General features: G+C 47.2%; 1 pseudogene. It reads left to right on the plus strand.

Features of this window, described 5'->3' with window-relative positions:
• Positions 1-126 precede the first annotated feature (126 nt).
• Positions 127-284, plus strand: a pseudogene (locus O2S87_RS19070) (transposase); the annotation flags it as partial.

The following is a 284-nucleotide window of genomic DNA, read 5'->3' on the forward strand; positions in this document are numbered from 1 at the left end:
GATAAAATTAAACGTCACGAGTAAATCCTTACGCCGTATAGTATTTTCAGCTAGATAAATTTACCGTAATGAACGCTCAAGAGCTACAGAATCTGACGTTTCTGTCGGTGTTTCTTGGACAGGCTCTTAGAGGAACTGCAAAATCACGGGCAAACATGGTGGTCAAAGAAAGGCTACATCGTCATCGACGACTCGGTGTTCCAGCGAACCGGGAAGGAACTTCCCGGTGCTGGCAAGTTCTACGATCACAGCGAAGGCAAACCCGTCTGGGGCCAAGATCTTGT

The organism is Halohasta sp. A2, from assembly GCF_056175805.1.